Raw genomic sequence first — 24,477 nt, 5'->3', positions numbered from 1 at the left:
GTAAACTATAATTATTATGATTTTATTGTTTTATATCCCATAAAAATTAAACTTATTTCTAAAAAAAGTTGTGAATCCTTTGAATTATTTACAAAAAATTCACAACTTTTAAATTAAATCTATTTTTATGCAGCTTTTATTTCAAAGCTCAAATTTTAACCGTTATCTACAAATTAATATCTTTTTAAACATTATTTACAGAACTAATTTACAAAATTATATTTTGAATAAGTATATTAAGAGCCATAAGAATTAATATAACCCCACCAGCAATTTCTGCATATTTTTGAAAAAAACTTCCTATTTTCTTTCCTAAAATAACTGCTATAAAACAAATAACAAAAGTTGTTAAACCTATTATTATAGCTGCTGAACTTATAGATACGTTTAAGAATGCAAAACTTACACCAACAGCTAATGCGTCTATACTAGTTGCAATAGCTAATGCTATTATTTGCTTATGCTTTAAATCAGATTTTACCTCTTCTTCATCACCACCCTTAAGTGAATCGTAAAGCATTTTTCCTCCAACAAGTAACAAGAGAGCAAAAGCTATATAATCATCAAAAGATAATATGTATTTCTCAAAATATCTACCTAATATCCATCCTATAATTGGCATTATAGCCTGAAAAGCTCCAAAATATGCTGCTAATTTTACTGCAAGCTTTATATGCTTTTTATCACCACTTCCTCCTTTCAATGCCATACCTTGAGTTAAAGATACAACAAAGGCATCCATAGCAAGACCTACTCCAGTTAAAAAAATTGTTAAAAAACTCATTAAAATAATTCCTCCTATATAATAATTCAAAATAAAAGACCTATGGGTAGTATGTTAATACTACCCATAGGTCTCGTTATTTAATATTAAGCCAGATTTTAAAAATCAAGATGTTGACTTAATAACTCTTATCTAAAATTGAGCTAACTACTCCCCTACGGCTTTAAACCTTAGGTTATTTAATTTACTAAATTATATTAACAAACACTTGCTATTATTGCAAGTATTTTATTTTATTAAAAAAATTTAAATACCTATCTAAACACATTTTACAATAAAAATTTTATAAATCTCAAATTATCTTTATAAAAGCACTGTCAAAGCTCTTTAAGTTAATTTGTCCTTGAACCCTTGCTCCATCTAAAAGATTTTCTCCATTTACCCACTTTAAATTTATAGTATATGGTTTATCATCTATATTAACAGCAAAAACTACTTTTTCCCCATTATATTCCCTTAAAAAAGCAAATTGATTATTAGTTTGAAAAATAGTTTTATAACTTCCAATTTGTAATGCTTTACTATTTTTTCTTATTTGACATAATTTTTTGATATAATCTGATAAATAATTTTTAATAGGTTTTTCTAAACTTGGTCTTAAAACACTATCTCCTTTAGATTTTTCTCCCTCTATTGCCCATTCTGAACCGTAATATATAGAAGGTATTCCTGGCATTGCAAACATTAATGCATATCCTAAAGGAATATGGGCTTTTTCTTTTATTATAGTAGCAAATCTCGTTACATCATGATTATCTACAAAAGTATATAAAAGTTTATTTTTATATAAAGACCACCCTTCTTCTCCAAATTGTCTGTTTAAAGAATATCCAATTTCAAACATATTTCTTGAATTGAAACTTGAGTAAATTCCCTTATAACACTCATAATTTGTAACTGAATCCATCATGGTATCATTCATAATTGAATTATAATCACCATGAATCATTTCACCCATAAGCCAAAAATCTCTACCACTTTTCTTTGTCATATTGTGAACTTCTTTTATAAAGTCATGATTTAAAGAATAAGCCACATCAAATCTTATACCATCTATTAAAAATTCATCTATCCAAAATTTAATAACACTTAATAAATAATCTCTAACTTCTTTATTAAATAAGTTAAGTTTTACAAGTTCATAATGACCTTCCCAACCTTCATACCAAAATCCATCATTATAAGGACTATTTCCTGCTAAATTGATATTAAACCATTCTTTATGAGAACGATTTTTTAAAAATTCAGAAAACGCCCAAAAATTTCTTCCCACATGATTAAAAACACCATCTAAGACAATTCTAATTCCAAGACTATGCAAAATTTTACAAACCTCTTTAAAATCCTCGTTAGTTCCAAGTCTTCTATCTATTTTTAAATAATTGGCTGTATCATAACCGTGACTACTTGATTCAAATACAGGGCCTAAAAACACTGTATTAACCCCTAAATCTTTTAAATATTGTGCCCACTCTCCGACTTTTTTTATCCTGTTTATAGGTTTCATTTTAAAATCGTTAAACTGTTGTGCATTACAAAAGCCTAAAGGATAAATATGATAAATAATTGCATTTTCATACCACATATAAACTCATCTCCATTCTTCAATTCTTAAAATACCTTGCGTCTTAATAGAATTAAACATAATATTTAAAATAATTATCTCTCCATATATTTTATGTTTTTAAAATTTAATGTTTAATCCTATAAATTAAAATAATCCCACAGTACTTAATTATTTCATACTGTGAGATTCTATATTCTTCAAACTTAAATTATATTTTTAATTTACGATTAATATTTAAATTATATTGCTAGTTTAATAAATGATAGCTTCCTTTAATCGCTCTATTGCAACATCTATTGTAGAATCATTTAATATGTGTTTTTCTCCAAATGTCTTATATAAATTTATTCTTTCATTATATAAGTCATACAATCGGTCTTTTTTATCCTTTAAAAGTGGTCTATTTTCTATGTCTATATCACTTACTATTAAATCTAACGATCTATTTATAAATATAATTGTAAAATTTTTAAAATAATCAATATTTTGTTTTCTCGTTACAATTCCACCGCCTGATGATATTACAACTCCTTTTAATTTTCCCAGTTTTTCAGATGTAGTGGTTTCTATATCTCTAAAATTCTTTTCTCCACTTTTAAAAATTTCTACTATACTCTTTCCCGTTTTTTCTTCTATAAACCTATCCATATCAACAAAATCATATCCTATGCTTTTTGCTAATTTTTCACCTAAAGTTGTCTTGCCACAACCTGGCATACCAATTAATAAAACACTTTTCCCCAAGCAGTTTACACCTCTTTATTATTTAGAATATTCTTTAATCTTTCATATATTATATCTAGTATCTCATTATCTATTTTTATATCATTCCAAATCTCCTCTGCTTTCACGCCTTGTCCAACTAGCATATACAATCCATCAATACATTTTAACCCTGAATCTTTAGCTATCTTTAAGAATTTAGTTTCTAATGGATTATAAACTATATCTACGGCAACATTAAAATTAATTATTACTTTCTTGTCAACTGGTGAAAAATCTATTTTAGGATACATTCCAACTGGAGTTGTATTTATTATGCAATATCCTTTTTTCTTTTTTAAATCATCATAATCAATGACATTTACATCAAAGCCACTAAAACTTTCTTTTGCATTTTTTTTATTTCTTGAAACTAAATTTATTGATTCTGCCCCATTATCTTCAAGATAAGCAACAACAGCTTTTGCTGCTCCTCCAGAACCTAAAACATAAAAATCTTTTCCTTTTATAGAAATACTTCCTTTAGATAACATATATCCAAAACCATAATAATCCGTATTATATCCAAAAACTTTATTATCTATAATTTTAACAGTATTTATAGCACCAATTCTTTTAGCCTCACAAGATATAAATTCAATTTGCTTTATAATATCTTCTTTATAAGGAATTGTTACATTAACTCCTTGTATATTTAAAGTTTTGACACTATCTAAAGCCTTACAAAAATTCTCTTTTTTTATTTCAAATAAAGCATATGTTCCTTCTATATTTAACTTTTTAAAAATTATCCTATGTATTTCAGGAGATAAACTATGACCTAACTTCTCCCCTAATAATCCAAAATTCCTCATTTGTTACCTCTTATCCTTATCACTTAAAGCTCTTTGATAGTCTTTACTTAAATCCATAAGACAATGAAGCATTTTTTCTCCATATTTCTTTATATCTTTATTTTTTATTTTAGATAAATTTTTTTCTATAACTTGCTTTTCTCTTTCCTTATTAAATATAGGTAAATTATTTTTTATCTTATAGTCCGCCACGCTTGTAGCTATTTCCATTCTTTCTTCAAAAAGCGCTATAAGTGTACCATCTATTTCGTCTATTCTTTTTCTGCACTCATTTAAATCTTTCAAAAAATCACCTCTTTCATATAAATTATAAAAGTTCTAATACAGCTAACGCCGCTATTGCCTCTATTACAACAACAACCCTTTGAACAATACAAGGATCGTGTCGCCCTTCTATCTTTAATATTCCCTCTTCCATTGTTTTTATATTTACAGTTCTTTGTTCTTTACTTATAGATGGAGTCGGTTTTATTGCAACTCTAAAAACAACTGGCATTCCATTTGTTATCCCTCCAACTATTCCACCATTATTATTTGTATATGTCCTAATCTTACCATTTTTAATGTGATATTCATCATTTACTTTTGATGCATTTTCTTTTGCAAAGTCAAATCCTAATCCAAACTCTATTCCTTTTACTGCTGGAACTGAAAAAGCTAAATGAGCTATTACACTTTCTAAAGAATCAAAAAATGGATTACCAATACCAGGGTTTATTCCTATCAAACTACATTCTATGGCTCCCCCCACAGAATCTCCATTTTGTCTTGCATTTAGTATCTCTCTCTTTATTTCATCTATTTTCTCGTTATTTAACAAAGGCAACTCTTTGACTAATATAGAATCTAAAACTTCTTTATTTAAATTAACTCTATCAAAGCTATCATCCTCAACTTTTCCAACCCTTTGTATATGAGCACCTACATAAATTCCTTTTGATTCTAATATTTGTTTTGCTAAAGCCCCAGCAAACACTAAAGGAGCTGTTATCCTTCCTGAAAAATGACCTCCACCCCTATAATCATTAAACCCATTATATTTAACAAAACCAGAAAAATCTCCATGACTTGGTCTCACTAAATCCTTTATCTTTGAATAATCTTTAGATTTTATATCATTATTTTTAATTATTACAGAAAGTGGGGTTGCAGTTGTATATCCCTCAAAAAAACCACTTAAAATTTCAAAATTATCTCCTTCTTTTCTTTGAGTGGACAAAGTATTTCTTCCAGGAGCACGCCTTGCCATATCTTTTTTTATTTTCTCTAAATCTATCTTTATGCCAGGTTCGATACCATTTATAACAATACCAATAGCCTTGCCATGAGATTCACCAAAAATAGATAAATTTATCTTTTTTCCAAAATTCCCACTCATTCTATTTTTCCTCCTAAACTTTCGAAATCACTCCAAAAATTCGGATAAGATTTTTTAACACATTCTCCATTATCTATAACCACATTCCCTATACATACAGTAGATGCAATAGCTAAACTCATAGCTATTCTATGATCATTATGACTTGAAACTTTTCCACCCTTAAGATTTTTTACACCATTTATTATAAGACCATCATCAGTTTCTTTAATATCTGCACCTAAAGTTTTAAGTTCTGTAGCTATTGCACTTAATCTATCACATTCCTTTATTCTAAGCCTTTCTCCATTAATTATTCTTGTTTCGCCCTTCGCTACCGAAGCAACAACAGCTATAATAGGAATTATATCAGGACATTGTGATGCATCAATTACACTTGCCTTTAAATCTTTACTAACAATACTTAATCCTATTTTTTTATCTTCCTTAAATTCTTTTATTAAAGTATTGCCCATATTCTCTAAAATATCCAAAACTTCTTTATCACCTTGTTTTGATTTTTCTTCCAAATCATAACATGCAATGTTATTTCCTAATGCTCCAGCCGCAAAAAAGAAAGCTCCTTGAGAATAATCTCCTTCAACCCTATAATTAAAAGGCTTATAACTTTGATTCCCTTTAATCCTAAATTCTTTATAATTTAAATTTTCTATTTTAATTCCAAACTTATCTAACATAAATAAAGTTAAATCAATATATCCCTTAGACTCAAGATTAGTTGTTATGACTATTTTTGAATCACCATCTAAAAGAGGAAGCGCAAATAAAAGTCCGCTTATAAATTGAGAACTTATATTACCCTCTACCCTAAATTCATCAGCTTTTAAATTTCCCTTAACAAAAGTATTTAAAATACCCTCATCATAGGTATAGGCAATCCCTTGCTTTTTAAAAATATCATAATATGTTTTTAAAGGTCTTTTTCCTAAGTTACCTTCACCTAAAAACCTTGATTCTCCTTTTTTTATCAAAGCTATAGGCATTAAAAATCTTAAAGTTGACCCAGACTCATTACAATCTATAACCCTTGAATCATTACTAAATATATTTTCTCCATTTATTATAAGTCTATCTTTATCCTCAATTATATTTACTCCTAAAGCCCTCATAGCATTTATGGTTGCTATAATATCATTAGAATACTCAATATTTTCTATGATGCTATTTCCCTTGCTAAGACCTGCACATATAATAGCCCTGTGAGCCATGCTTTTTGAAGGCGGTATCTTCAAAAAACCACCTAACCTTTTAGGAATTATAGTTACTTCTTTCATTTTTCCTCCATTTTACTTAACATTCTAAACCATTAAAAAAACTAATATCTGTTTTATAAATAAAACTCTCTCCTATATCTTTTAGTAATATAACATTTAAATTACCTTCTAAATTTTTTTTATCACTCAATATAGACCTTTTAATTTCCTCGTTGTTTACTCTCTTACAAGTTTCAAAAGGAAGATTATATTTTATCAATAAATTTTTTATTTTCTCTGCTGTTTTAGGTTTTGTTAAAGCTAAACTTTCACTTATTTTAGTTATTAAATACATTCCAATGCCAACACCCTCACCATGAGTATAGCGTTCAAAACCATAGTTAACCTCTATACTATGACCTAATGTATGACCAAAGTTTAATATCATTCTTTCTCCAGTATCTTTTTCATCATTTTCAACCACTTGCCTTTTTATATCACAACAAGTATATATTATCTCATCTATATTTTCTAAAAACTCTATCTTATCTCTAAAAATACTTAATCTCTCAAAAAGACTTTTATCTTTTATACATCCATATTTTATTACCTCTCCCATACCATCATTTAAAAATTTTTCTGGAAGAGTTTCTAACATTTTAGTATCAATTAAAACAAGACTTGGTTGATAAAAAGCACCTACTAAATTTTTCCCCCTATCAATATCAATTCCAACTTTCCCTCCAACACTTGAATCTACTTGAGCTAAAAGTGATGTTGGTATTTGAATAAATTTTACTCCTCTTAAAAAAGTAGCAGCTATAAATCCTGCTAAATCTCCCACAACTCCTCCACCAAAAGCAACTATTAAGTCACTCCTTGTTAAATTAAAATCTAAAAGTTTATCATATATTGGAATAACGGTGTTAAAATTTTTGCTCTTTTCACCTGGAGTTATTGAAACTACATTAACTAAAAAGCCTTCACTTTTTAGTACATCACTTAAAAAATCTCCATATAAACTATTTAAATTATCATCAGTTATTACACATATCTTTTTTCCATTAAAAACTTCTTTTATAAGTTTTCCAAAATCTTTTTTCAAATTTTTATCTATTAAAATATTATAACTTCTATCTTTAAGATTAACCTTTAATTTTTTCAATATAAGTCAACTCTTTTCTTTAAATTTCTCTATCTACTGCATTTGCTATTTTCTTTAGTTTTTCAACCAATATTTTATATTCTTCAGGAGTTATTGATTGTTGCCCATCACAAAGAGCATTTTTAGGGTCATTATGAACCTCTATTATAAGTCCATCCGCTCCTGCTGCTATGGCAGCTTTAGATAAAGGCTCTACCATCCATGATTTACCCGTTGCATGACTTGGGTCTATTATAATTGGAAGATGACTTAATTTTTTAATTACAGGAATCGCACTTAAATCTAAAGTATTTCTTGTATAATTTTCAAAAGTTCTTACACCTCTTTCACAAAGAATGACTTGCTCATTACCCCCAGCCATTATATATTCAGCTGACATTAATAATTCCTCTATAGTTGCTGATAATCCTCTTTTTAAAAGTATTGGCTTTTTTATTTTTCCAAGTTCTTTTAAAAGGTCAAAATTTTGCATATTTCTTGCTCCAACTTGTATTATATCTACCTCTTCATTAAATTTTTCAATCATACTTGTTGACATTATTTCAGTAACTATGGGTAGTCCAGTTTTCTTTTTAGCTAATTTTAAAAGTTCTAGTCCTTGAAGTTCTAATCCTTGAAAACTATATGGTGAAGTTCTTGGCTTAAACGCCCCACCTCTTAGAAATCCTGCTCCACACATTTTAACACTAGAAGCAATATTAGTTATTTGTTCTGCACTTTCTACTGAACATGGACCTGCAATTAACGCAATCTTTTCACCACCAATTTTTTCTCCTAATACATCATATACTGAATTTAAAGGATGAAACATTCTATTTGCCTTTTTAAACGGCTCTTGAACTTTAGTTATTTTCTCAACTATTTTATTACCCTCTAATTTTTTCTCATCTATTAGAGTAGTATCCCCAACTAAACCTATTACTGATTTTTCAAATCCTTCAATTAAGGAAGCACTTACACCTAAGTCTTCTACCTCTTTTATTAATCTTTCAATATCTTCACTTTTTGTTTTGGGATTTAATTTTACTATCATTTTTGCTCTCCTTAAATTGTATTTGTATCTTTATTATTATGGTTTTATATGTACAAAATTCTATTTTTATTTTAAATAATTATTTTTTAATCATCGCAACACCCTCTCCTAATTATATTATATGTAAAATTCATTAAAATTTTAAAATCTAATAAAAAACTCTTGACTTAGAGTTAACTTTAAGTATTAAAATAAATTTAAGTTACGATGTTGAAGTAACTTTAACATAAAAGAATAAATAAGGCAATAAAACTTCATACTAAAATACTAGGTAAACAAAGTTATACCAAATGTATTTAGATTAAAAATTTATGATAAAAATAAATTTTTCAAAATATTTATAAATTGGAGGAAAAGATATGTATTTAGAAAAAATTAATGGTCCAGAAGATATTAAAAAATTAAAAAAAGAACAACTTCAAACATTAGCAGACGAAACTAGAAACGCTCTAATTAATAAAATAAGTAATGTTGGTGGACACAGCGGACCTAATCTTGGAGTAGTAGAATTAACTATTGCTATGCACTATGTATTTGATTCACCAAAAGATAAGATAGTATTTGATGTATCTCACCAATCTTACCCTCACAAAATTCTTACTGGAAGAAAACAAGCATTTATGGATTCAAATCATTTTGGTGATGTAACTGGTTATACAAATCCATTAGAAAGTGAACATGATTTATTTACAATAGGACACACTTCAACGTCTGTATCTCTTGCTTTAGGTCTTGCAAAAGGTAGAGATTTGAAAAAAACTAATGAAAATGTTATTGCAATCATTGGTGATGGTTCACTTTCAGGTGGTGAGGCTTTAGAAGCACTTGATTATGCTGGAGAATATAAAAATAATTTAATTATTATAGTTAACGATAACGACCAAAGCATAGCTGAAAACCATGGTGGTATCTATAAAACATTAAAAGAATTAAGAGAAAATAATGGTGAAAGTAACCACAATATGTTTAAAGCCTTTGGTTTAGAATATAAATATTTAGATGATGGACACAATATAGAAAAATTAATAGAACTTTTTGAAAGCGTAAAAGGAATTGATCATCCTGTTGTTCTTCATATTCATACTATAAAAGGTAAGGGACTTTCATATGCAGAAGCAAACCGTGAGTTATGGCATGCTGGAGGCCCATTTAACATAGAAGACGGTTCATCAAAAGGTGCTGGCTTCAATCTTGATCCAACAGTATTTGAATCTCTAAAACAACTGCTTGACACCAACGATAAAGCTGTAGTATTAAATGCTGGAACACCTATGGGACTTGGATTTGTAAAAGGTGTTAGAGAAGAATATGTTAAAAGAGGGCAATTTATAGATGTCGGAATTGCAGAGGAAAATGCAGTTGCTATGAGTAGCGGTATTGCTAAAAATGGTGGTACAGCTGTATTTGGTACATTTGCTCCATTCTTCCAAAGAACTTATGATCAAATATCTCATGACCTTTGCCTAAACGATAACCCTGCAACTATGCTAGTACTATTATCAGGTGTATATGGTATGAATACAAATACTCATATTGCATTATGTGATATTCAAATGTTTGCTCATATTCCAAACCTTATTTACCTTGCTCCAACAAGCAAAGAAGAATATCAACAAATGTTTAAATTTGCAACAACACAAAAAGAACATCCTGTTGCAATTAGAATACCAGCTGTATTTACACAATCTGGAATAGAAGATACAACAGATTATTCTATATATAATAAAAATAAAGTAGAAATTAAAGGTTCTAAAGTTGCAATCTTTGCTGTAGGTGTTATGTTACCAATGGCATTAGAAACTGCAAAAAAAGTAAAAGAAGAAACAGGTCTTGAAATTACTGTAGTTAATCCTAAATTCTTAACAGGATTAGATGAAGAATTATTAACCGAATTAAAAGAAAACCATCAATTAATCATCACCTTAGAAGATGGAGAATTAATTGGTGGTTATGGTCAAACAATAGCTTCATTCTATGGTGACATGGATATAAAAGTAAAGAACTATGGAATCTCAAAAGCTTTCCATACAGACTTTAAAGCAGATGAATTATTAGCTGAAAATGGAATGTCCGTAGAACAATTAACTGCTTATATTAAAAAATCTGTTCATTAATAAAAAAACAGATTTTAAATGTTATAAGCATAAACATTAAAATATTTATAGAGTAGGTAAAAGTATAACCTACTCTATTATTTTTATATTCAATTAAACTTCTTTAATCGATAATATTTTTTCTATAAAATATATAGTTCCTCTAAAACCAATAAATGTATGATATGGATTTAGCTTTACCTCTTCAAAATTAGGATTATTTATTTGTATATCAAGACTACTTTTATGTTTCATCTTTAAAGTTCCACCATCTGCTAATAACATAGCTAGTGTTTCATTTTCTAAATATTTTAATCTGTTTAATTCTCCGCTATCTACAATTACGCCTTCATCATCTACTTTGCAATTATGAATAATTTCAGCTCTATGAACATTAAAATTTAATTCTTTCATAAATTCCTTGTTACATACGGATTATATCCTTTATCTACTATATACTTTTTCCACTTTAAATCTACATTATATAATTCCCTTAATTGAATAAGTTTTAGTATCATCCCTAAATCAATTAAAAAAGATGAAGTTTCACAAGGCATCATAGGAGTATTCCCATATATAAAAGACTTTCCAAAAGTAATTTTTTTAATTTTTTCTAAACACTCATCATATTCTTTTTCCATACTCTCTAAATGTTTAATTAAATCTATACTTAACAATTCACTTATCATTTTATAATTATTATTTATTATTTTTTTCTCCATATTTTTATCAAAAAATACATAAGGAATATCAAAATTTTTCTTCATATTTTCAGCTAATTCTAAAGCTATCATATCAGTAACTATATTTAACTTAGTTTTAGGTGCTGTTTTTATTGTTTCTATCGTACACTTTGATGGTATTATAACATTCACTTTAATACCTTTAGAAGTTAATACTTTAAAAAGTTCTGTATTCTCAATGCCACCTTGTCTATGTCCTAATATATTAACCCCATCCAAATCATCTTGCTTTTGCATAATATTACAATATGACTACTACATTTATAATGCTCTGTTTGTACAACAAATATAGGTATTCCAAAATTATTTTCACTACTCTCTAAATCTTTATAATCTTCTCCTATTAATTCTGGTACACAAGTTGTTACAACCATTATTCCCGAAGGTTTTTCATATTCTATAATATGTTCTATTGCCATTTTTACTTGCTCATAAGCCCCAAAAACCACTTCTTTTTCTTTCATTACAAGAGAATAAACCTTATCCAGTCCTTTTTGTCTATTATTACTAAAAACCTTAGTATAATAACTACATTCACTTGTTCCAACAACTAACATAGCCATATCTTTAACACAGGACGCAGTTAATGCAACTCCAAATAGTGGACAATGTGTACGTGGGAAAATAGCTGAACTTAACGCTTTAATATCCTTGTCCTCTTTAATATCTTTTAATTTATTTAAAACACTTAAACTACAATTCAAAATTATTACACCTTTCATCATTTTATTAATAAGAAACTTCTAAAGGATATATATGAAGTTTATTGCTTACAGGCTCCTTATTATTAACTATTTCTTCATCCTCTTCATTCTTCATCTCATACCATCTTTTATGAGGTATTCTCCCATAATAAACTAAATCCCTAACCTTTATATCATCTGGAGAAGAATTATGTTGTGAGAGTGTAGACATTATTTTTGCTATATCACTAATCTTCATAATATCTACGTTTTTTTATCTATAAATACCTCTCCACTATTTTTTCTTAAAAATTTTCCTAAAGATTTTAATAGAGTAGATTTCCCAGACCCATTAGGACCTATTATAGAAACTATTTCTCCTTCTTTTATATTTACTGATAAATTCTTTATTATTTCTTTATTTTCATAACCTGAATTTAAATTATTTACACTTATCACTATTTTTCTCCCCTTTTTAAAAGATACAAGAAAAATGGTCCACCAAGTATAGACATAACAACTCCAACAGGAAGTTATCCCCTAGTATCGTTCTTGATATTGTATCTGCTATAAGCAAAACACCACCTCCCAATACCATAGAAAATGGTATTAAATATTTGCGATTCGAAGCAATTATCATTCTTCCTATATGAGGAACTATTAATCCTACAAAACTTATCACTCCAACAATTGCCGTACAAGTTCCAGCCAAAAATACAGATATAGCGGATAATATAATTCTTGTTTTTGCCACATTAAATCCCAAGTTAATCGCAGTATCATCACCTAGACTTAATACATTTGCTCCTCTTATACAAAATAAAGACAATATAAGTCCTATTAATGAATAAATTGCAATTATTTTAATGTCATTCCATGTTTTTGATGCAAGACTTCCACAAAGCACTTTGTATTCTATCGCTATACATTGTAGTTAACAATGATATAGCTCCTCCAAGTATTGAATTTATAGCAACACCTGCTAAAACAACTCTCATTGGATTTAATCCATTCTTCCACGCCATTAAATATACTAATATACACGCAAATACTCCTCCTAAAAAGCTATCATAGGCAATATTACAGTATATTTAGGAAATAACAAAAGTATAAATATTGCAAAAACATTAGCCCCTGAAGATACCCCAGTTATTCCTGGATCTGCTAATGGATTTTTTATTACTGCTTGTAAAAGACATCCTGATACAGCTAAACTTGCTCCAACTAAAACAGCTAATATATTCCTTGGCAATCTCATATGATAAACAATTGTTATAACCACCTTATTATCATTTTTTATCAGAGCTAAAATTATTTCATTAAAACTTAAATTTACACTTCCAACAGTTGAAAAAATAAATATAAACAGTATTAAAATTACGCTCATTACGCAAATAATTGCTACCTTTTTATTATTACTAATTTTTTCTTTAAAACTTTGTCCACCTTTTTCTTAAGTAGCATATTTTTGTTACTCTCCATTATTATTAATCTGAATTAATGTCTAAAACTTGTTCCATACTAAAGTTTACATAAGCTGAATCTGCCTCCAATTCATCTGTTATATTAAAAATTCCAATAGAATTTAATAAATCTCCAACATAAGATTTATCAGTAGCTAACATATAGCTCTCACCTTTTCCAAAAACTATTGCAACTTTAATATTATTATTATTTGCTTTTTGTAAAACCTCATCCACAGAAGATTGTAAATCTTCAGTTAATTCCTTTGCTTTACTTTCCTTATTGCCTAATTCACCAAATTCTAATATACTATTTTTAAAATTTTCAAAGGTAGTTGTGTTAAAATAAAAAGTATTTATTCCATATTGTTTAACTTGCTCATCTAATTTTTCTTTAAAATTACTATCAAGAACTAATAAATCGCTTTCTAATGAAACTACAACTTCTAAATTAGGTGAAAATGCTTGCCCTATTTGCGTTATTGCGTTAGCCCTCATATCTTTTTGGTAATTCAGTACTTATTTGAGATACTCCAACTAACTCCATTTCTAATTTATCCATAACTTGTGTTGCAGCTACTGTTCCAGATGCTATCTTTAATTCCTGAACTTCTCCTACAGTATTATTTACTTCTTTAGTACGATTATTATCACTTCCACATCCTATTGCTAATACTGACATACTTGCCAATATGGCTATATTTGATATAGCAGCTGATAAATTTGATACTGTTGTAGATTTTTCAATTCCATATTTACCATAAACATCAATTTTTTTATTTTTATTTCTAATTGTAATTTTTTATATTATAAATAGTTAATAATTAAAAATATAAATAAAAAAATAGTTAGTAATATAAATAATGTTTTATATACTAACTATTTTGTATTAATAAATTATTTCATTGTATTATTATTTAAATTTATACTTATTTATAGATTTTTTACTTTTTAAATTTAAACCTTCAGCTATTCTATCTCCAAATTCCTCATCACATCTTGTAAAATATTCTATCAGCTTTCTTTGAATTTTTTCTGGCACTTGCCAAAGCTCTGATAATATATTATCTACTAAAGCAGTTTTTTCATTTTCATTAAGCCCTCTGTATCTTTCACCAGCTTGAGTAAAATCATCAGTCTTCTTTATAGATTCTTTAGTTATATTTCCCTCTACATAAACACATTCAACTCTTTCTTCTGGTGCTTCTATTGGCTTATTTCCATTTAGTGAATTGGGTTTATAATTTACACTTCCTTTTTTGTAATCATATCTCATTAAGCCATCTTGGTTATTATTATCTACTGGACATTTTGCTTTATTTATTGGAAGTTGAGTGAAATTTATACCTAATCTATATCTTTGAGTATCTGAATATGAAAATATTCTTCCTTGAAGCATTTTATCGTCTGAAAATTCTATACCTCTTACTATATTCGCTGGACAAAATGCAGACTGTTCAACTTCAGCGAAAAAATTTTCCGGATTTTTATTTAAAGTCATCATACCAACTCTTTTTAAAGGAAACCTATCTTCTGGCCAAGTTTTAGTATCATCTAAAGGATTAAATGGTAAATTTTCAGCTTCTTCTATATCCATAAGTTGAACATAAAGTTCATATTTAGGATATTTACCACATTCTATCGCTTCGTGTAAATCTCTAACTGCAATATCTGGGTCTAAACCTGCAAGTATCTCAGCTTCATGTCTATCTATAGTTTCTACACCTTGCATTGTCTTCCAATGGTATTTCACATACCTTCTTTTTCCCCTAGAATTTACCCAAACATAAGTATTTACACCAAATCCATCTATATGCCTATAACTTTTTATAGTTCCCCTATCTGAATAAAGCCATGTTATCATATGCATTGCTTCTGGACTATTTGAAATAAAATCCCAAAATCTGCTTACATCTTTTAAATTAGTATCTGGAGAAGGTTTAAGCGAATGTATCACATCTGGAAATTTTATTGAATCTCTTATAAAAAATACTGGAATATCATTTCCAACTATATCATAATTTCCTTCACTTGTATAAAATTTTACTGCAAACCCTCTAGGATCCCTTACAGTATCTGCTGACCCCTTAGAGCCTATAACTGTTGAAAATCTAACAAAAACAGGTATTTTTGCTTTAGGTACTTGTAAAAAATCGGCACAAGTATATTCTTCCATGCATCTATAAACTTCAAAATATCCATGTGCTCCTGCACCTTTTGCATGAACTACTCTTTCTGGAATTCTTTCTCTATCAAAATGAGCCATCTTATCTATTAAATGAACGTCTTGAATAAGTACAGGTCCATTTGAGCCAACAGTTTCTGAATTAGTATCATTAGAAACTAAAGAACCTGTATTAGTTGTTAAATATGATGTACAGCAATCATTATTTATATCTTCATTTTCTTTATTTACAACATCATATTCTTCTATATCTTTATTTTCTTTGTTCCTACTTAAATTCTTCTTTGACTTATTTTTACTTCCCATAACTATTCTTTCCTAAAAATTCATTTACTTATATTATATATTTTCAAGTTAAAAATTGTTAATAAATTTAATAAATCTACATTATAGTAATAATAAAAATATTTTAAAGGCAAATTAATTTTTAATTAATTTACCTTTAAATTTATTTTTTTATTTAATGATATTTTCTAAATCATCTATACCATTTTCTATTAAAGAAACAATACTATTATTAGCTGGAATCTCTTTTGCTGCTTTACTACAATCTAATATTATATCTTTTAAAACTCCATTTATTTTTTTCAATCCTTTCCTTGTAATACCGATATGCAAACTATTCAAAATAATTAAAATTGCCATTATAGATGATGTAATTATTAAATTAATAAGTTGTAAATTCATAAAAATCTCTCCTTTAATAAACTATAAATTCTATTACTGTTTACTTTTCTTTTTACGTTTATATATTTATTGTTGATTTTAGATAAAATTTATCTAAAATCAACAAAGCTTAAATTTACTTTATATGAATTTCTATTATGAAGATAATTAAACTTAAAGCAGCTCCTAGTCCTGTCACAGACATCCACCTTAAAACTGCAAATATGCTTTGGATTTTTTCAGTAAGCCTATTTACCTTTTCATTTATTTTTAAGTTTTCAACATACAAATTACTTAATTTATCTTCATATTCTTGCAATTTATCTTCCTGTCTATATACATATTCTGTTAGCTCATCCATAATTAACACCTACGCTTAATCTTTTTTCTCAATTGATATACTACTTACTGATATTGTATGAGGTTCTAAAGTTCCTTGAGCTGAACCCATATAAACTATTATACTTATATCATCATTAACTGTTTGTTTTTGTGTATATACACCACTTATAACTGTTTTTTCATTAGCTGTAAGCTTTTGCTCATTTAAGAAATAAGGGCTTCCTACACTTGTATCTTGTATTCCAACATATACTATTCTATCTATTGTTGATGTTAAAGTTACATTGTAAGTATATTCTTGTCCACCTTCTAAAGTTAAATCAGAATAATATAGTTGAATATTCCAATTTGCATCTCCTGCATTATCTATTATAGTATCCATTGTTTTTGTTTCTGTATTAAATATAACATTTGCACTAGCTGTTGGTGTATCTATATAACTTTGACATCCTATAACATCTAAATTTTGAAAATCTGATTGTAGAACTACTTGACTATCTGATACTGGTGTAACATATGTGCTTACTGGATTTGCATTTAAAGAAAAGTTTTCTAATCCTAAATCATAAACCTTTATAGAATTTATAACCATTGATTGTGGAAGTGCTGATGTGTCTATTGTGCTTCCTCCCATTGAGCCACCAACAGCTACATTTAACATAAGATGGAATGCTTGAACAAAAGGAAATTCTTTAGTATCTAAAGGTTGTGCTAAATCTCTTTGTGATTTAAAATACTCTATTCCATCTACAAGAATTGTAATATATTCTGGAGTCCACACTAATCCATAAGTATGAAATTCACTGTAATCATCTAATATTTCTATTTGAGCTGTTTGATCTCCAGCTGCAGCTTTAAAGTTTCTAGCTTCTGTTTGAAGTGAACCATGTATATAATTTTGAGTTTTTCCTGTACATTCCATAACATCTATCTCACCACTATTTGGCCATGCCCCATAACAATCATCTGTTGGTAAAAGCCATATAGCTGGCCAAAGTCCTTCGCCCTTTGGAAGTTTTGCACTTACTTCAAACTTACCATAAGTCCATGATTTCAAACTCTTAAGTCTTCCTGATGTATAATTAAATCCATCCATAACTTGATTTTTAACTGTTATTGATAATTCTCCATCTTTTACTGATACATTATCTAAACTATTAGTATAATATTCAAGTTCTCCATTTCCCCATCCATCATTATTTCCAATATCATAACCCCAAACTTCACTGTTTGGTACTCCTTCATAATCAAAACTATCACTAAAACTTAATGTCATAGCATTCGTGTCATAAATTGGTGCATTTAAAAGTGCTATAAAGAATACACCACATGCCTTTATATTAAAAGTTATATTATAATCTTGGTTTACATTTGCTACACCTATACATTTAAATGTACTAGCTACTTTATCAAAGCTATATACTTTTACATTTTGATTTAAAAATTTACTATTTCCTTCTAATGTTGCTGAAACTTCTATAGTATTATCTGTTAAACTTTCTAATCCTTCAATTTCAAATCCATACACGGGACCTTCATAACCTTGTGATTTCATAGAATTTTCTATATTAGTTAAAATAGAATCATCTAATACTCCTACTTCTAATTCAATGCTTTCACCATTATTTAATTTTGTTGATATTATCATTTTTATACACTCCTTGTTATTTGTAATTTTTATTTGGGATTTATTTTATTTAGATTTGATGCATCAATGAATTAATTGAATTAGTAAGATCCTACTTTTTTAGAAAAGCTTATTTCTGACTTGATTTTTAAAACAGACCATTATTTAATTATGTTTTAAAACTACAATATCCATTTAAATTAATCGGGAATTCTCTTAAGAAATTTTATAAATTTAGACATTAATCTCATTGAATCTAATTTTAGACCAATTAAACTAACAAAAAGAAATTTTAATTATATTAATAATTTAAAATAGTATTAGAAATATCTTTAATTGATTTCCGTGAAATTTTTAAGAATTTATTATTTAATAATCGAAATGTTTTAAAATTTTAGTATTTGAACGTTCTATACTGATTTGCTTTCCATGTTTTTATAATACACCATTCATCGACAATAGTCAAGCATATTTTTATATTTTTTTATAATTAAATTATATAAAAGAGCATATCTAAAATTTAGCCATACTCCTTTATTTATATCAAAATTATCTTTTATAGGTAATTTTTATTATACTCTATAAAAATTACATATTTCCATATCATCTGGTAAAGTCCACACATTCTTTTCCCCTTCAACTGTAATACATGTATATTTATTATAAATTTTTTTATTTAATATCGTTACCATCTTACCCTTTTCATTTTCATAATCCTCTATTAAAGGTTGTAATATTATTTTTTCCCCTACCTTTAGTTTACCCAAATCCCTCTTTTGTATTATCTTATTTCTCTTCTTTTTCATTTCAAAATTTATTATTTCTAAATTTCTCTTAATCTTATAATTTTTTAATTTTTTATATTTTTTTTCATCAAAAAATCTCATTTGCTTCAATATGTATAAACATATTTCTACATCAACCATTTTTTCTATGAATTCATCTATTTCTCTTTCATATATGCATTTACTCAACTCTTGAAGTTTTTTTTCTGCTTGTACTAAAAAATACTCTTCTCCATAATACTTTAAAACCATTTCACACGCTTTTACATTACACATATTTTTTGCCATCTTCAATTCCTCCATAAATTAACAGTTATTACTTTTTATCAAATTCTCAAGTTCATGTGGTGTCATATAATTTATTGATGAATGTATTCTTTTTTTATTGTACCAATTTTCTATAAATTTATATAAGTTCATACACACTTCTCTAAAAGTACTATAATTTTTTAAATAAACCTCTTCTTTTTTTAAAATTGAATGAAAAGCTTCCATGGGAGCGTTATCATAAGGGCAACCTTTTTTACTATACGACTGTATTATTCCCATCTTATCGCAATATTCTTTAAATTTATGGCTTGTATATTGACTTCCTAAATCACTATGAAATATTAATCCATTTAAAGACTTTTTACCTCTACAAGCTCTTTCTAAAGATTTTATCGCTAAATCTGTAGTCATATTTTTTCCTATACTATATCCTATTATTTTTCTTGTATGTAATTCCAAGACTGAAGCCAAATAACACCATCCTCTATTTTTTATATAAATATATGTTATATCCCCTAACCACTTCTCATTTATATTATTAGTTTTAAAATTTCTATTTAATATATTAGGAAATTCTTTATTATAACACTTTTTTCTAGAATATTTATATGTTTTTCTCTTGTACAAATAAAGTTTCATTTTCTCGATAAATTTTTTAACTTTTTTTAAGCTTATATTATATCCTTTTTTAGATAATATATTTTTTATCTCTATTACTGCATACTTCTTTTTATTTTTTCCACAAATATTATATATTGTTTTCTCTAATATTTTATTTTGTTTTTCTCTCTTTGTTTGTTTTCTATTAATATTTTTATAAAACGTACTTCTATTTATATTAAGTATTCTACACATGGTTTTTATAGAGTATACCGTTTTATTTTTATTTATAAATTTGATTTTTTTTTTATTAATATGTTTATTATTTAAAATGTGCTCATGAGCTTTTTTTAATATTTTATTCTTTCTTTTTTCTAGAATTATATTTTCCTTCAATCTATTAATTTCAGCTATTGTAATTACTTCACTTTTATTTAGTTTAATTCTCCTAAACCTTTTTACCCAAAGTCTTAATGTTTGTACTTCAATCTTATAACGTTTGCTAAGTTTAATTAAGGATACCCCTGCATTATATAATGCTATTATTTGTTCTTTCTCACATTTTGTATACCTTTTGCCCCGCATTGCTTAGACACTCCATTATTTTTATTATTAATTTTATTTTAAATTAGTTTATATTATCGTGTCTACAAATTCATCTTATCATAAAAGTTATTTAAATCCTTTCAAATACCCTTTTCATCGTTATTTATCTATTGAATTTTCCTAGTGTATGTATATCAATAAAAAATATTATTTTTTATATCAAATATTTTTTATATCAAATATTTTTGACTTAAATATAACAAAGTTACATAGTTACATTGCTATGTTTTTTTAGTGTAATTGGGTATAATCTTAACTCTCTCATTATCTTTTGAACTCTTTTCTTACCTATATGTACACCTTTTTTTCTTAATGCGAAATACATTTTATTAACACCATATATCCCTTTATTTTCCATATAAACCTCTTTTACTATTTGATTTATCCATTTTTCTTTATTACTCTTATCTAACATTTTATTTGCTAAATAATTATAATAAGTGCTAACACTTATATTTAACATATCACAAAGACTTTTTATATTATAATCTTCTTTATTGTCACTTATAAACTTTACCTTCCTTTCTATATCTTTTTTTTCATAAATATCATCTAAATCTATTAAAATACTATTCTCTTCTATAAGCTTTTGTAATTCTTTCTTTAAGTCAATTATTTCTTTTACCGTTATATTTTCTTTATTGTTTATTTGTATTTCTTGGAATTTCTTGCTCCATGCAATTATATTTGATTTTGGAATATTATAATTCTCACTTATTTTTTTCACACTATTTCCATTTTTATATAACTTAACTATATTTTTTTTAAACTCTTCAGAATATTTTCTATTTGCCACAATTACCACCACCCTAATTCTCTATTATAATTTCACTTTCTATGTTTTTCTACAATTATAACATTTTATATTTTATTGTTGACTTGGGATTTATAAATACTATATAATATTTTATACAATATTAGCTTTGAGTAGGAGTAGTAATTCAAAGATTAAATTTTAGAGAGCTATGAATTTGGTGCAACATAGTATTTGTCTTTTTATGAACTTGCCTAGGAGCAATATATGTTAAAAGCATATACGTTTTATCTTCGTTATCAGATAATTAAAGTGAGAAAGACATTTTATCTTTCTAAGTAGAGTGGTACCGCGAAATTATCCTTTCGTCTCTTCAAGTTTAGAGATGGAAGGTTTTTTTATATTTAAATAAAAAGGAGGAACTTTAATGGGAAATTACAGTACTGCCATAGATAAAAAGTGGCAAAAAATATGGGAAGAAAAAGATTTATATAAATTTAATCCAAATAGCGATAAGGAAAAACTTTATGTTTTAGAAATGTTCTCTTATCCATCAGGTAGCCAACTTCATGCAGGTCATTGGTTTAATTATGGACCAGTAGATTCTTGGGCTAGATTTAAAAGAATGAAGGGATATAATGTTTTCCAACCAATGGGGTTTGATGCCTTTGGTCTTCCAGCTGAAAACTTTGCTATAAAAACTGGAATACATCCACAAGATTCAACAGTTAAAAATATAAAAACTATGGAAACACAACTAAAATCTATGGGCGCAATGTTTAACTGGGATAATGAAGTTGTAACTTGTATGCCAGACTACTATAAATGGACTCAATGGTTATTCTTAAAACTTTATGAAAAAGGATTAGCATATAGAAAAAAAGCTCCAGTAAATTGGTGCCCTTCTTGTAATACAGTTTTAGCTAATGAACAAGTTTTGGCAGATGGTACTTGTGAAAGATGTTCAACTGAAGTTACTAAAAAAGATTTAACTCAATGGTTCTTTAAAATAACAGATTATGCTGATGAACTTTTAGAAAAACTAGATGGATTAGATTGGCCAGAAAAAACTGTTGCTATGCAAAAGCATTGGATTGGAAAATCAACTGGTGCAGAAGTTAACTTTAAAATAAAAGATTCAGACCTTGATTTTAATGTATTTACTACAAGAGTGGATACACTTCTTGGAGTTAGCTATGTTGTTTTAGCACCTGAAAATCCATTAGTTGATAAAATAGTTACAGATGCTCAAAGAGAAGCTGTTGAAAACTATAAAGAAGAAGCTAAAAAGCAATCTGATATAGAGAGACAATCAATTTCTAGAGAAAAAACAGGAGTGTTTAGTGGTGCTTATGCTATTCATCCTCTAAACGGAAAAGAAGTTCCAATATGGGTTGGAGATTATGTTCTAGCAACTTATGGTACTGGTGCAGTTATGGCAGTTCCTGCTCATGATGAACGTGATTTTGCTTTTGCTACAAAATTTAATCTTCCAATTAATAGAGTAATAAATTCTAAAAAGGGTGAAGAAGAACTTCCATATTGTGAACATGGAATTTTAGTTAACTCTGGAGAATTTGATGGATTAACTACATCTGAAGCTAAAGTTAAAATAGTTGAAAAATTAGCTGAAAATAACTTAGGTGAACAAAAGGTTAATTATAGATTAAGAGATTGGTTAGTTTCAAGACAAAGATATTGGGGAGCTCCAATTCCTGTTGTTTACTGTGAAGATTGCGGAATAGTTCCTGTTCCTGAAAATCAGTTGCCAGTTGAACTTCCTTATGATGTTGAATTTACTCCTGATGGAAAATCACCACTTTCAAAATCTGAAAGCTTTGTAAATACAACTTGTCCTCATTGTGGAAAACCAGCAAAAAGAGAAACTGACACTTTAGATACATTTGTTTGTTCTTCTTGGTACTATTTAAGATACCCGGATAACAAAAATACAGATGCACCATTTAATCCTGATATTATAAATAAAATGCTTCCTGTTGATAAATATGTTGGTGGTCCTGAACATGCTTGTATGCATCTTTTATATGCTAGATTTATAACTAAAGCATTAAGAGATATGGGATATTTAAACTTTGATGAACCATTTAAATCATTAACTCACCAAGGTTTAATCTTAGGACCAGATGGGCTTAAAATGAGTAAATCTAAAGGAAATACAATATCTCCTGATGATTATATAAAAGAATATGGTGCTGACGTATTTAGAATGTATCTAATGTTTGGATTTGGATATGTTGAAGGCGGTGCTTGGAGTGATGATGGAATAAAATCTGTAAATAGATTTGTTGAAAGAATTGAAAGAACTTTAGATTCTGCTAGAGAAGCTATAAGCTCTAATAAAAACAACAAAAATTCATTAGATTCTGCAGAAAAAGAACTTAATTTTTGGAGACATAATACTATAAAGTCTGTTACTTCCGACACAGATAGACTTCAATTTAACACTGCTATAGCTAGAATGATGGAACTATTAAATGCTCTTCATAAATATATTCAAGAAGACACTAAAAACTTAAATTTCTTAAAAGAAACTTGTGAAGACTATATAAAACTTTTAGCCCCATTTGCACCACATTTCTCTGAGGAACAATGGAATCTTCTTGGAAATGTAGATTCAGTATTTAATGAAGGCTACCCTGTATTTGATGAAAAAGCTTTAGTTAAAGATGAAGTTGAAATAGCTATACAAATTAACGGAAAAATTAAAAATAAAATAATGGTTGCATCTTCTTTAGATGAAGAAGGCATAAAATCCGCCTCTCTTGCTGATGAAAAAATAAAAGCAAGTATTGGTGACAAAATTGTAGTTAAAGTCATTGTTATCAAGGGAAGACTTGTTAATATAGTTGTAAAATAGAGCTAATAATATTTCTAATAAACTTAAAATAAGCGAAGATTAAAAAATTCTTCGCTTATTTTGCTATAAAATCACTAAAAATAAT

Annotated in this window: 25 protein-coding genes, 1 pseudogene and 1 other annotated feature; of the genes and pseudogenes, 2 read left to right on the top strand and 24 right to left on the bottom strand. The window is 27.5% G+C overall.

The features are described from left to right. Positions 1 to 208 precede the first annotated feature (208 nt). The 9 genes from HH195_RS02450 to aroF form a co-directional block, all read right to left on the bottom strand. Positions 209 to 784: a manganese efflux pump MntP gene (locus tag HH195_RS02450; protein WP_196371455.1), complete on the bottom strand. Its 576-nt coding sequence runs from the start codon at positions 782 to 784 to the stop codon at positions 209 to 211. Between the two features lie 292 nt (positions 785 to 1,076). Then, positions 1,077 to 2,369 carry an alpha-amylase family glycosyl hydrolase gene (locus tag HH195_RS02445; RefSeq protein WP_196371454.1) on the bottom strand — a complete coding sequence of 431 codons (1,293 nt, stop codon included), beginning with the start codon at positions 2,367 to 2,369 and terminating at the stop codon, positions 1,077 to 1,079. Between the two features lie 234 nt (positions 2,370 to 2,603). After that, positions 2,604 to 3,095, bottom strand: a complete 492-nt coding sequence (locus tag HH195_RS02440; protein ID WP_243278533.1) for a shikimate kinase — start codon at positions 3,093 to 3,095, stop codon at positions 2,604 to 2,606. A 5-nt stretch (positions 3,096 to 3,100) separates the two neighbouring features. Further along, positions 3,101 to 3,928 (bottom strand): shikimate dehydrogenase, encoded by an 828-nt coding sequence (gene aroE / locus HH195_RS02435; RefSeq protein ID WP_196371453.1) that lies wholly within the window; start codon positions 3,926 to 3,928, stop codon positions 3,101 to 3,103. A gap of 3 nt (positions 3,929 to 3,931) precedes the next feature. Continuing rightward, complete coding sequence (locus tag HH195_RS02430) at positions 3,932 to 4,213, bottom strand: chorismate mutase (RefSeq protein WP_196371452.1); 282 nt, start codon at positions 4,211 to 4,213, stop codon at positions 3,932 to 3,934. Positions 4,214 to 4,235: 22 nt separating this feature from the next. Next, the gene (gene aroC / locus HH195_RS02425) at positions 4,236 to 5,306 is read right to left on the bottom strand and encodes a chorismate synthase (RefSeq protein ID WP_196371451.1); all 1,071 of its coding nucleotides are present in this window, start codon (positions 5,304 to 5,306) and stop codon (positions 4,236 to 4,238) included. Then, entirely contained in the window at positions 5,303 to 6,580 is a 1,278-nt protein-coding gene (gene aroA / locus HH195_RS02420) for a 3-phosphoshikimate 1-carboxyvinyltransferase (protein ID WP_196371450.1), read from the bottom strand. The genes aroC and aroA overlap by 4 nt, the downstream gene beginning before the upstream one ends. A gap of 16 nt (positions 6,581 to 6,596) precedes the next feature. Next, the gene (aroB, locus tag HH195_RS02415; protein ID WP_058992863.1) at positions 6,597 to 7,664 is read right to left on the bottom strand and encodes a 3-dehydroquinate synthase; all 1,068 of its coding nucleotides are present in this window, start codon (positions 7,662 to 7,664) and stop codon (positions 6,597 to 6,599) included. Positions 7,665 to 7,683: 19 nt separating this feature from the next. Beyond that, positions 7,684 to 8,697: a 3-deoxy-7-phosphoheptulonate synthase gene (gene aroF, locus HH195_RS02410; RefSeq protein ID WP_196371449.1), complete on the bottom strand. Its 1,014-nt coding sequence runs from the start codon at positions 8,695 to 8,697 to the stop codon at positions 7,684 to 7,686. A gap of 359 nt (positions 8,698 to 9,056) precedes the next feature. Between aroF and HH195_RS02405 the strand changes: the two genes are divergently transcribed. Further along, positions 9,057 to 10,811 carry a 1-deoxy-D-xylulose-5-phosphate synthase gene (locus HH195_RS02405; protein WP_196371448.1) on the top strand — a complete coding sequence of 585 codons (1,755 nt, stop codon included), beginning with the start codon at positions 9,057 to 9,059 and terminating at the stop codon, positions 10,809 to 10,811. Between the two features lie 93 nt (positions 10,812 to 10,904). On the opposite strand, the gene HH195_RS02400 is transcribed toward HH195_RS02405, so the two are convergent. The 15 genes and pseudogenes from HH195_RS02400 to HH195_RS02330 form a co-directional block, all read right to left on the bottom strand. Continuing rightward, complete coding sequence (locus HH195_RS02400) at positions 10,905 to 11,204, bottom strand: hypothetical protein (protein ID WP_196371447.1); 300 nt, start codon at positions 11,202 to 11,204, stop codon at positions 10,905 to 10,907. Beyond that, positions 11,201 to 11,770 (bottom strand): nitrogenase component 1, encoded by a 570-nt coding sequence (locus tag HH195_RS12625; RefSeq protein ID WP_196371446.1) that lies wholly within the window; start codon positions 11,768 to 11,770, stop codon positions 11,201 to 11,203. Before HH195_RS12625 ends, HH195_RS02400 begins: the two co-directional genes overlap by 4 nt. Next, positions 11,731 to 12,237: a nitrogenase component 1 gene (locus HH195_RS12620; protein ID WP_196371445.1), complete on the bottom strand. Its 507-nt coding sequence runs from the start codon at positions 12,235 to 12,237 to the stop codon at positions 11,731 to 11,733. The genes HH195_RS12625 and HH195_RS12620 overlap by 40 nt, the downstream gene beginning before the upstream one ends. A 25-nt stretch (positions 12,238 to 12,262) precedes the next feature. Then, a complete protein-coding gene (locus HH195_RS02385) occupies positions 12,263 to 12,475 on the bottom strand; it encodes a hypothetical protein (RefSeq protein WP_196371444.1) in 213 nt (70 codons plus the stop codon). Positions 12,476 to 12,480: 5 nt separating this feature from the next. Next, positions 12,481 to 12,675 carry an ATP-binding cassette domain-containing protein gene (locus HH195_RS02380; RefSeq protein ID WP_196371443.1) on the bottom strand — a complete coding sequence of 65 codons (195 nt, stop codon included), beginning with the start codon at positions 12,673 to 12,675 and terminating at the stop codon, positions 12,481 to 12,483. 16 nt (positions 12,676 to 12,691) lie between these two features. Continuing rightward, a pseudogene (locus HH195_RS02375) lies at positions 12,692 to 13,603 on the bottom strand (FecCD family ABC transporter permease). Between the two features lie 100 nt (positions 13,604 to 13,703). Beyond that, positions 13,704 to 14,177 carry an ABC transporter substrate-binding protein gene (locus HH195_RS02370; RefSeq protein WP_196371442.1) on the bottom strand — a complete coding sequence of 158 codons (474 nt, stop codon included), beginning with the start codon at positions 14,175 to 14,177 and terminating at the stop codon, positions 13,704 to 13,706. Beyond that, the gene (locus HH195_RS02365; RefSeq protein ID WP_256437752.1) at positions 14,167 to 14,451 is read right to left on the bottom strand and encodes a hypothetical protein; all 285 of its coding nucleotides are present in this window, start codon (positions 14,449 to 14,451) and stop codon (positions 14,167 to 14,169) included. Before HH195_RS02365 ends, HH195_RS02370 begins: the two co-directional genes overlap by 11 nt. A 141-nt stretch (positions 14,452 to 14,592) precedes the next feature. Further along, positions 14,593 to 16,170, bottom strand: a complete 1,578-nt coding sequence (locus HH195_RS02360; RefSeq protein WP_196371441.1) for a catalase — start codon at positions 16,168 to 16,170, stop codon at positions 14,593 to 14,595. Between the two features lie 150 nt (positions 16,171 to 16,320). Then, the gene (locus tag HH195_RS02355; RefSeq protein ID WP_195924068.1) at positions 16,321 to 16,551 is read right to left on the bottom strand and encodes a hypothetical protein; all 231 of its coding nucleotides are present in this window, start codon (positions 16,549 to 16,551) and stop codon (positions 16,321 to 16,323) included. Positions 16,552 to 16,666: 115 nt separating this feature from the next. Then, entirely contained in the window at positions 16,667 to 16,891 is a 225-nt protein-coding gene (locus tag HH195_RS02350; protein WP_196371440.1) for a hypothetical protein, read from the bottom strand. Between the two features lie 15 nt (positions 16,892 to 16,906). Then, on the bottom strand, positions 16,907 to 18,520 hold the full coding sequence (locus HH195_RS02345) for a glycoside hydrolase family 16 protein (RefSeq protein WP_196371439.1): 1,614 nt from the start codon (positions 18,518 to 18,520) through the stop codon (positions 16,907 to 16,909). A 551-nt stretch (positions 18,521 to 19,071) separates the two neighbouring features. Next, the gene (locus HH195_RS02340) at positions 19,072 to 19,572 is read right to left on the bottom strand and encodes a hypothetical protein (RefSeq protein WP_196371438.1); all 501 of its coding nucleotides are present in this window, start codon (positions 19,570 to 19,572) and stop codon (positions 19,072 to 19,074) included. An 18-nt stretch (positions 19,573 to 19,590) separates the two neighbouring features. Further along, positions 19,591 to 20,739 (bottom strand): IS3 family transposase, encoded by a 1,149-nt coding sequence (locus HH195_RS02335; protein ID WP_196371437.1) that lies wholly within the window; start codon positions 20,737 to 20,739, stop codon positions 19,591 to 19,593. Between the two features lie 226 nt (positions 20,740 to 20,965). Then, positions 20,966 to 21,556 carry an IS3 family transposase gene (locus HH195_RS02330; RefSeq protein WP_196371436.1) on the bottom strand — a complete coding sequence of 197 codons (591 nt, stop codon included), beginning with the start codon at positions 21,554 to 21,556 and terminating at the stop codon, positions 20,966 to 20,968. A gap of 118 nt (positions 21,557 to 21,674) precedes the next feature. Further along, positions 21,675 to 21,890, top strand: a binding site (T-box leader). A 51-nt stretch (positions 21,891 to 21,941) separates the two neighbouring features. Between HH195_RS02330 and leuS the strand changes: the two genes are divergently transcribed. Next, positions 21,942 to 24,392 (top strand): leucine--tRNA ligase, encoded by a 2,451-nt coding sequence (gene leuS / locus HH195_RS02325; RefSeq protein ID WP_196371435.1) that lies wholly within the window; start codon positions 21,942 to 21,944, stop codon positions 24,390 to 24,392. The last annotated feature ends 85 nt before the right edge of the window (positions 24,393 to 24,477 follow it).

It is taken from the genome of Candidatus Sarcina troglodytae, from assembly GCF_015708635.1.
GTDB classification, from domain to species: domain Bacteria; phylum Bacillota; class Clostridia; order Clostridiales; family Clostridiaceae; genus Sarcina; species Sarcina ventriculi.
This window is presented reverse-complemented; position numbering and strand designations above follow the sequence as displayed.